1 protein-coding gene is annotated in these 10715 nt (G+C 51.5%); it reads right to left on the bottom strand.

The annotated features are described in order from the left end of the window. Position 1 precedes the first annotated feature (1 nt). On the bottom strand, positions 2–10018 hold the full coding sequence (locus QNM19_RS00685) for a non-ribosomal peptide synthetase/type I polyketide synthase (protein ID WP_284026171.1): 10017 nt from the start codon (positions 10016–10018) through the stop codon (positions 2–4). Positions 10019–10715 lie beyond the last annotated feature (697 nt).

Genomic DNA, 10715 nt, shown 5'->3' with positions numbered 1-10715 from the left:
CTTACAAGTCCATCTCCGTCATGGATTGATCATCTAATGCCACGCTGATATCGCGACCACTGACAATATTACTTAGGCGTTCAACGCCTTGTGAGTCTGCCACTGGCCCTGCACTCACCAGCTCATCCACACGCACAGCCAATTGCACGACACTGGGGTTATCAAAGATGTCTCCCACTGTCGCTCTGATGGCAAAGTGTTGGTTTAACCGGGAGACCAGCTGCATGGCCAGCACCGAATTGCCACCACACTCAAAGAAGTTGTGTCGGGTACCCAGCTGCTCGGTGTTTAGCAACTCGAGATAAAAGGTCAGGATCTGAGTTTCTACCGGGTTGTTCGGCGCGCACAAGGTGGTTTGTGTCGCATAGCTGATGTCGGGTACCGTCAGCGCATTACGGTCCAGCTTGCCATTAGCCGTAGTTGGCCACTGCGAGAGCCAGCACAAATACTCCGGCAGCATATAAGCTGGTAGGTGATTGGCCAACGCACTGCGCAGCGCACTGATATTCCATTGCTGTGCCAGCTCGCCGTGTTCAATGGCATAGGCACACAACGCCATCTGATCTTGCGCTGTGGTTTTAATAAATACGCGCACATCGGCTTCACTCAGCACCTTACGCAACTGCGCTTCTATCTCGCCTAGCTCAATCCGGTGACCGTGTAATTTGACTTGATGATCGAGGCGGCCATCGAGCTCAAAGCTACCATCAGCCAACCTGCGCGCTCTGTCACCGGTCCGATAAAGCCGCTCACTGTGTTCACCATCAAACTCATAGGTAATAAAACGTGCGTCGGTCAGCTCAGGTCGTGCCAAATAGCCATTGGCGAGGCCAGCTCCGCCAATCCACAGCTCTCCCCACACGCCAACAGGTTGCATGTCAGCACTCGATGTTGCATCTTCACTTAATACAATCAAGCGAGTATTGGCGACAGGCTTGCCGATAGTGATGTGTTCAGAGTCGAGTATCTGAGTGGTTGCAGACCAAATGGTAGTTTCGGTGGGTCCGTACATGTTCCACAGCGCCTTTGCCTGCGAAAGCAATTGCTCTGCAAGTATCTCAGTCAGGGGCTCACCACCACTCCAAACGGTTAATCCGGCAACACAATCAGGGCGGGCCGAGAGCAGTAATTGCCACAAGGTTGGCGTGGCCTGCATGACAGTCACCGGGTGTTGACCAATGAGCTCAAGCAGCGCATTTGGGTCGCTACAGGCCTGATCGCTGGCCAGCAGCACAGTTGCGCCAACCATCAGAGGTCCGAACAATTCCAACAATGCGATATCGAAGGCAATAGTGGTCACACTCAACAGGCAATCTGTGTGGCACAGGCCGGGTTCTTTCACCATAGTATGTAACAGATTTGCCAGCGCCCCATGACTGATCTCAACCCCTTTGGGCTTGCCTGTGGAGCCTGATGTGTAAATCACATAAGCACGTTGCTGAGGTGAGATTGCCTGGACTTCAAATGTGCTCGGGCATGAAGCTATCTCAGTTTGCCGGGCATCCAGGTCAACAACATCAATATGGGTATTAGCAATGGCGACCGCCGCTTCACTCAGCTCATCGCACAGCAAGAAAGCAGCCTGGCTGTCATTTAGCATATCCTGCAATCTGGCCTGCGGAAAGCTCAAATCAAGTGGTAAAAACGCGGCACCGGTTTTCAACACGGCCAATAAAGCCACCAATAGCTCGGTCCGCCGTGGCAGCGCAATGGCCACCAGAGAGTCACGACCCACGCCCTGTGCAGCCAGATAATTTGCAAGCTGGTTAGCGCGCGCTTGCAATTGCTCATAACTGAGCGAGTGCCCTGAGCAAATCAACGCGGTCTCTTGCGCAGACTGTGTCACTTGATCTGTTAATGCATTCAGCAGCAACGGCAAGGCTGGGCTGTCAGAAACCGGCGCCAGCAACTGTGCCCGAGTCTCGCTGTTCAGCAAGCTTGCATGGCTGCACCCCTGCTCAGGTTCAAGACTCGCAAACAGAGTGATCAGCGACTGCGCATAACTGTTCATCATATCGCTGTCGTAGCGTGCGCTCAGATACTCCAACTCCAGTGTCCACTGGCCATCCACACACAACAGGTTGCAACTTAATTCATACTGACCAAAGCGGGTATCCGTTGTGCAAGTCGACACCTTCAGCCCGGAAAATTCAGGCAAGTGTTGCACTTTATCCAGGTTAAAGAGTGTCTGTGGCAGACACACTGGCTCATGCGTTAGTTCGCTGTATGGCAGGTGCTGATGCTCAAAGGCTTCAAGCAGGCTGGATTGCACCTGCTTAATTAACTCACCCACAGTCAGCGGGCCAGTGAATTGAGCTACGATAGGTAAGATATTGGTGCAATAACCAGGTAAGTGCTCATCCAGGTCATCCGGGTCGTAGTTGTCACTGAGTATGCCCCGATCAGAGACCGGTATGCCCACTGCTATGTGTTTTTGCCCCGTCAGCTTGTGTAACCATAAGGTATAGACAGCCAGTAAGGTAGCAAACTGACCACATCCCTGAGACTGGCTCAGCACCTTAATTTGAGGTAACGCATCCAGTGTAAACACCCGCTTTTCAACGGCAAAGCTTTCCTGATTGTCTGCCCGGGAACGCATTGGCAGAGTCAGCGCTTCGCACGGGGCCAGTTTACCCAGCCAGTAAGCTTTATCCTGCTGATATACTTCACTATTCAGGTAATGTTCCACGCCCTCAACATAGGCACTAAAGTGCACCATTGCAGGCGGGGTTGATTGACTATCCGCTCGGCTATAATTGTCCGCAATGCGACTCATCAACTGTTGCAGGCTGAGCCCATCGTACAGCACGTGGTGGGCGCTAATGCTAAGTACGTACTCATGACTCGCGCCTGACAACAAATCAAAGCGGCACAGAGGCTGGACACCAAACTCAAAGGGTCGATAACGTAATTCCGTAAGCCTGGTCTGAAGTGACTGCGGTTTGTCGTTGAACTCATGCTCAGTTAAAGCCAGAGCCTGTCGTGTAAGCTGTACATGCGACAAGGTGAGTGGATCCACGGTGTAACTCAACAAAGGATAATCGCTAAGCAGCTGAGTAATCGCCTGCGTGAGACGGGTTTTGTCCAAAGGCCCGTTGATACGCAATACCGCCTGTAAGTGATACGCTTGAGCGCCCTGCTCAGATTTGAGCGCCAGCGCCAGTAGCTGCTGCTGCGCCCCCGTTAACGGGAAACGCTCAGGCTGTGTATCTGCCGGGTCCGGTTCTCCAAAATAACCGGCCGCTTTTAGCGCCAGCACACTGTCTTTGACGGTCTGGATAATGGCATTAACGTCTGCTTCAGTATGTGCGGCCGACAGAAAACAATTACGCCCCTCCCAGATAAACACGCCACGATTGAGCATTTCATAAAAGAACACGTCCAGATTCTGACTAAAGCGGAAGCGGAACAAAGAAGCAAAATGCTCTATCTGCATTGGAATTTGCTGCTGCGCAAAAAACGTATTCAGTGTCTGTGCAAGATATTGAGTTTTAGCGGTAATCGCTTCTTGTAGCTGCGCACCTTGCGCTTTAATTTCTCTCAGAACGGCTTTAGCGCTGGCCATCACCAACGGGTGTTTACAGAAAGTACCGGCAAAAAAAGTGGTATCCGCTTGCGGATAAGAGGCATCACCATACTGCCAGATGCCTCCATCAATGCCATCCATATATTCGTGGCTACCTGCTACAACCCCCACAGGCAAACCGCCACCGACAATCTTGCCATAGGTAGCCATGTCCGCTTGGATCCCCAGCATCGCCTGCACACCACCTGGATGCGCCCTGAATCCGGTGATCATCTCATCAAAGATAAGCGCGATCCCCAGCTCGGCAGTCAGCGCTCTGAGTGACTGCAAAAATGCCCAGGGCTGATGCCCCGGATGGCGGCTTTGCACCGGCTCAACCAGCACAGCTGCAATATCGCTGCCCTGCGCTCGGATGACATCCAGCGCCGACTCTGCGCCGTATTCAAGCACCAGATTATCGCTGATCGCCCCCGCTCTGACGCCACTGCACATAGGTTCAACCGACTCCCCGCCCGGCGCGTTTTGCGCCAGCGTGCCGTCATAATGGCCATGATAAGCCCCTTCAAACTGCACGATTTTATTACGCCGGGTTTTGTTGCGTGCCAGGCGTACCGCAGTCATCACCGCCTCAGTACCTGAGTTGCAAAAGGTAACGCGCTCCAGTGCGGTTAACTCACTGATAAGTTCTGCCACATCACACGCTTGTGCACTTGCCAGCCCCAATTGCAAACCATTCTCTATTTGCTGATTCAGCGCCTTGGTGACAAAGTCAGGCTTGTGGCCAAACAAGTTGACCCCAAAGTCCATGGTAATATCAATATATTCATTGCCGTCAATATCCCAGATCCGACTGCCTTCACAGCGTTGTCCAAACACCGGATACAGGAGTTCTTTGCTGGACATGCGGAACCCTGCCGACGCGCGACAGTCCGCCAGGTGTGGGCGATGTTCAGACACCATGGCTTTCGACAACGGTGTTTTGGCGCAATAACGTTCAATCAGTGAAGCCAGATGCTTTTGTACAGATTGGCTGCTGGCAGCCGTGGTTATCTGCTTTTGAGCGAACCCGGGCAAAATCTGAGCGGCTTCACTTTGCTGCGCAACAGACTGCTCAGCTAAAGTCTGTGTGGTTACAGCCTTTGGAGCAGCTGTCGCTGCAAGTGCCGTACTAACTGGCTGTGTGCCAACCTGGCCGCTCATACCTTGTAGCATGGCTAATTGACGCGCTGCGATGGCTTCAACACTGGTTGCTGCACTGGCATTGGTGACTGACGCAGCAGCCTGCAATTGTTCACGACAAATAGTCGCAACCAGATCAGTGGGCGCAGACACTGGCGTTGGCTCAGCTGATGCTGCAACTACGGTGTCGCTGCCGCCTTGTCCTGACAAGGCCGTCGGCGTTGCTTCCTGACATTGGTAATCACCGTGTTCAATGATGTATGCCACCAGTAAATCAACCGTACTAAGCGTTTCATAGAACTGGCGTACACTAAACTCCAATCCGAATTCTCGCTCATAGGTCCGCACAGCATTCATAATCATCAACGAGTCCACACCCATTTCCAATAGCGGCACATGAGTCTGAATGTCACTGACAGGCATAGATAACAAGCGCGACAAAGTACTGAGCACAAAATGACGGATCGCCTCTTCTCGGGTAGTGCTCCCTTGACCTGCCTGCGATTGCGCTCCCTTATTATCGGGCTGCGTGCTTAATGCAGTCGGTAGTTCCGCTATCCAGTAAGGGCTTTGATCGAACGGATACAAAGGTAATGGAACTTTAGATTCGGTGTCATCCGCGTATAACTGATTCCAGTCAAGCGTTACGCCCAACTCAAACAAACGCCCCTGCGCTGATAACAAGCGTGGTAAATCCGCGCCCTTGGCATGCAATACATGTAAAAACTCACACCGTTCAGCAGGGCGATTTTCCTGCAACAGGCCACATAACACTGGTTTAGGCCCCAGCTCAAGGGCACAATAAGCGTCTGACTGAGACAGCTGAGCTAGGCAGGATTCAAACTGTACCGGCGCACAGATCTGCTCAACCCAATAACCAGGATCGCACAGCCGCAGTGCTTCTTGCTGACCCGTAACTGACGAAATAAAGGGGATTGTTGGCTGGTGATAGGTAACTTGCGCGGCCACCTCAGCGAATTCACTGAGCATAGGTTGCATCAGCGGAGAATGGAATGCCCGCGCTGTATTGATAGCTTTGTGCCGTATATCTGCATCATCAAGCGCCTGGCACAAAGTATCCATGGCACTGTTGTGACCGGAAAACACCACACCCGACTCACCATGGTAAGCCGATACCGAGAGCTGACCGGCTATATCAGCCACCAACGCATCAGCCTGAGCACGCTCACAGCGCGCAGTCACCATACGACCATTATCCGGCAGCGCATGCATTAACCGACCACGCTCTGCAATCAGCCTAATTGCATCGGAAAGCGAAAACACGCCTGCTATACAGGCCGCGGCATATTCTCCAACGCTGTGGCTCACCAGACGTGACGGCTTGAGACCCCGGCTGAGCCACAACTGAGCTTGTGCATATTCGATGGCAAATAAACACACCTGAGTCCATTGAGTCTGCGCCAGATACTGCTCGCTCGGATCGCTGTACAAAACTGTAGCCAGTCTTGGTCCCAGTTTATCCCCAAGCAAACGGTCACAGTCATTGATGGCATCACGAAACACCGGCTGCGACTCATACAGAGCTTTGCCCATATCCGGATATTGTGCACCCTGCCCGGTGAACAGGAACACTAACTCCCGCGTTGACGCCAGCACGTCATTTGCAAAACCAGTTAACTGAGCATGATCTTTTAGCGCCGCAACGAGCGCCGCTCGGGTTTCACCGACAAACGCACGACGGGCTTCCTTGAAATGCGGCATGCTCGCGGTCTGACTGATCAGGGCATCGAATGCTTGTGGCGTTGCCGTGCTCAGTGTATCGGCATAACGACTAACAAGCTCAGTCAGTGATTTGGCAGATTTTGCCGACAATGGCAGCACATACCCCGAGTTTTGCGATGAGGTTTTGTTATCCTGAATAGCATAAGCAGGTGCCTGGGCACAGATCACATGGGCATTGGTGCCACCAAACCCAAACGAGCTGACCGCTGCCAGTCTGTGTTGATCCGTCTGGGCAGGCCAGCTCTGTGCTTGTGTCGCAACCCGCACCGGCAGCTTTTGCCATGGAATATGGGTGTTGAGCTGCGCGGTATGTAACTGCGCGGGTACCTGCCCTTTATCAAGGCACAACAGCGTTTTAATCAGCCCGGCAAGACCTGCACCGGACTCCAGGTGACCAATGTTGGCTTTCGCAGAGCCCAGTAGTAAAGGCTGGTTTGGCGCGCGTCCTTCTCCATACACTTTAGCCAGTGCCGATACTTCGATTGGATCACCCAGTTCAGTGCCCGTACCGTGGGTTTCAATATATTGAACATCCCCAGGCGCTACAGCCGCATTGTGCAAAGCCGACTTGATCACCCTTTGTTGCGATGCACCATTAGGTGCCGTAATCCCATTGCTGCGCCCGTCCTGATTCACCGCACTGCCTTTCAGTACTCCGTAAATCGGGTCTTTGTCGGCCATAGCCTGAGTCAGCGGCTTTAGTAACACACAACCCACGCCCTCACTGCGCACATAGCCATCGGCAGCGCGTGAGAATGTCTTGCAGCGACCATCCTGTGCCAGCATTTGTGCATTCTCACAGGCGTCCGTGACCTCATTACTGAGGATCAGGTTAACACCACTCACCAGCGCCATAGGCATATCACCCGCACGGATCCCGGTAAGCGCATGGTGCAAAGCAACCAAAGAGGAAGAGCAGGCCGTATCCACCGATAGACTCGGGCCCGTAAAATTATAGGTGTAGGACAAACGATTGGCCGCAATGCTCAGCGCGGTGCCGGTACCGAGATACGCATTACCCTGCTGTGCCTTATTCGACATATTGAAGTAATCATTTTGAGAAATACCCACATATACGCCGACGGGCTGACCGGCCAATTCAGCGGGCATCATGCCGGCTGACTGAATGGCATGGAAGCTGGTTTCAAGCAGCAAACGATGCTGTGGGTCGATGTATCTGGCTTCTGCCGGTGAAATACCGAATAACCCGGCATCAAACTGCTCAATATTTTCCAGATACCCCCCGAGGCGTGTCTGGCCCAGTTCAGGACACAGCGCCCGTCGCACTGCGTTTGGCACACTAATGGCATCGCGTTTATCCATCAGCAATTGCCAGTATCCAGCGAGATCTGTGGCTTGCGGGTAACGGCATGCCATGCCAATAACTGCCACATCCATATTATCCGTGAGCGCACGCGCTTCACGCTTGTATTGCGTGGCCGTTGAATTTGTTGCTTGCTGCGCCGAGTGTTCAGGCTCTTGTGCACTCAATCGTTCGCGCACTGAGTCAAACTGACTCAGGTGATTAGCAAGCTGGGCAATCGATGGATACTCGTAAAGCACCGTAGCTTCGAGTTCAATATCATGCAGCTCCATCAACTCGCCCGAGATCCGTACCGCTTTCATCGAGTCGACACCCAGAGATAAAAAGGTGGCGTCAACATCCAGACTATTCGGCTGGCGGTCGACTTCGAGTCCCACCACTTCCTGCAAGACAGTGCGTAACGTCGCTTCAATGTCTGAATAATGCGTGTTTTTTGCTGGGTGTGACACTTTGTCTGACGCGCTCTGCTGGCCTCGTGAACGGGCTAACACGTCAAACGTATCTGCCAGATAATGGCGTTTGTTTTCCTGACGCTGAATTTTGCCGCTGGAGGTTTTCAGGATCCGCCCGGGCTTAATCAACACAACCTCATACGGTGTAATGCCATGTTGTTCGGTAATCGCTGACGTAATAGCCGCAAAGATCTCTTGCTCATTCAGTTTGCGTACGGCCGTACGCTTGACCTGCTGCACGATAACCAGACGCTCTTCGCCTTGTTCAGACAAATAGGAAAACGCCGCGCCGCCATTATTGTCCATGGCAGCATGCGCCTCCACCACAGTGAGTTCAATATCCTGAGGGTAATAGTTTTTACCGCGGAAAATCATCACATCTTTGGCACGCCCCGTGACATACAGCTCGTTTTGATGAACAAAGCCCAGGTCGCCAGTACGCAAATAAGGGCCATCATTATCATCGGCAATACGCGCCTGAAAAATCTCTTTCGTCTGCTCAACCTTGCGCCAGTAGCCCTGAGCAACACTGGCGCCTTTTACCCAAATCTCACCAGTATGCCCATCCTCACAACGCTGTTTAGTTTCTGGGTTCACAATCGCCAGGGTGTGGCCATGCCAGGTACTGCCGCATGACACCGCATAATAGGGCTGATTATCTGTGGGCGTGTTATCAGCAACAGTCAGATCGTAAAACAACTCTGTGCGCGCCGCAGGTTCAGTCAGTAATGATGCTTTCCCCTGATGCATCTCTTTACTGTCCAGCTGCAGCACCGACGGCGTTTTCATTAAACGTCCGCCCGTGGCAAATAAGGTGGTTTCAGCCATGCCATAACAAGGCGCAGTTGCCTCACGACGAAAACCGCAGCGTTTGAATTTCTGATAAAAGCGCTCAAGTGTACTGGCCCGAACAGGCTCAGCGCCATTCAGTGCGCTTTGCCAATGCGATAAGTCTAAGTTTGCCAGCTCTTCTTCTTTGATTGTGTCAACACACAGGTCATAGGCAAAATTTGGAGCACTGGAAGTCACGGCTTTAGTCTCGCTCAGTAACTTCAGCCATCGCAAAGGTTTTTGCAAAAACGATGTCGGGTTCATCAGCGCCGCAGGGGCACCAATGTAAATGGGATGCAAGATGCCAAAGATGAGCCCCATATCATGGAAATGCGGCAGCCAGCTGACGATGGGGGTTTGTGCACTGTGACCGAAGGCCAGCTTCATCATTTCTTCGTTGTCCATGATGTTCGCATGACTCACCATCACCCCTTTGGGGCTGCCCGTCGAACCTGAGGTATATTGCAAAAAAGCCAGGTCTTGCGGTGCGATGTGGATGTCCTGCCAGGCCATAGGCTCAACCTGCTCGACCCCTGCACTGTCAGTGGCAATGATAGACACATTGCTGAGGCTAGTTTCAGCTTCAAATAACGGCTGAGCGATTTCGTAAATTTTGCTGCTGGTCAGCGCACCCGTTGCGCCGGCATCTTCTATGATGCTTCTCAATCTATCGGTATTTTGATTCTTCTTTGGTGGGTATACAGGCACCGCCACAATGCCGGCGTACAGGCAGGCAAAAAAGGCTTCAACAAACTCAAACCCTGAGTTGTACAGAAGCAAAGCTCTGTCGCCTCTGTCAAAGTAAGTGAGCAAACGTGCTGCAATTTTTCTGGATTTTAAGTCGAGCTCCGCGTAGCTCAGGGAAACTGCCGGTTGGTTATCTTCGAAGAAATACTGATATGCAATGTCATCGCCACGTGTCCGGGCCAATGTCACTAATGTAGCCACTAAGTCGTTATTCATGCCATACCCATACAAGGTTTATTGAGTAAGTTCCTTTGATCAGAACATCTGACTCAATGACCCAGCATGGGCGATATTAGCTAGCACCACGGTTGGTATTAAGCACAGTTGTCTGAACCGTAAAATTGGAAAAAACCAATTAATTACATAAACACAATGACAAAGTGCGAACTCTATGGCTGCTGATAACCGCAAAGTCGTATCAACCTGTCATTATGGTTTAAAGGTTAACTAACCGCTTAAAACCGCAAGCCTCGCTAATCAACTACACCTTTAACACCTGAAGAGCACAAACTTATGATTAATAATAAAATTAACCAAGACGCACTGTATTCAATCAGGTTCAAATTCTTTGTTAGTGTTAATCTGGCGGGACGACTACTGAACTAAAAATACCATTCCCTAACGTTGTTTTTATTTGCTTGTAGCCATTTTAAAAACAGCTATAACGTTTCCTGTTTGGTGGTTTTCATACTGATGCTATCACAACGCACTAAAAAATAAAGCAAAACAGAATACAAATTTAACAAATATGCAACCACATTCATCTTGAATGTTAAGTCGGGGTAAGCGCCAACCCCTTGTGTTGCCTGCGTTGAACGCCATATAATCAGCGATGAATGACAAGACAGGCTATATGCCAAATTTAACGCAGCAGATTGCTTTGGTAAATTACAGCCGCTTACGTACCTATATA

The organism is Pseudoalteromonas ardens, from assembly GCF_030125445.1.
In the GTDB taxonomy this organism is placed as follows: Bacteria; Pseudomonadota; Gammaproteobacteria; order Enterobacterales; family Alteromonadaceae; genus Pseudoalteromonas; species Pseudoalteromonas ardens.
This window is presented reverse-complemented; position numbering and strand designations above follow the sequence as displayed.

What these genes read in the sequence shown, in the direction of transcription:
- QNM19_RS00685 (WP_284026171.1), bottom strand. Translation starts at nt 10,018, where the DNA reads ATGAATAACGACTTAGTGGCTACATTAGTGACATTGGCCCGGACACGT.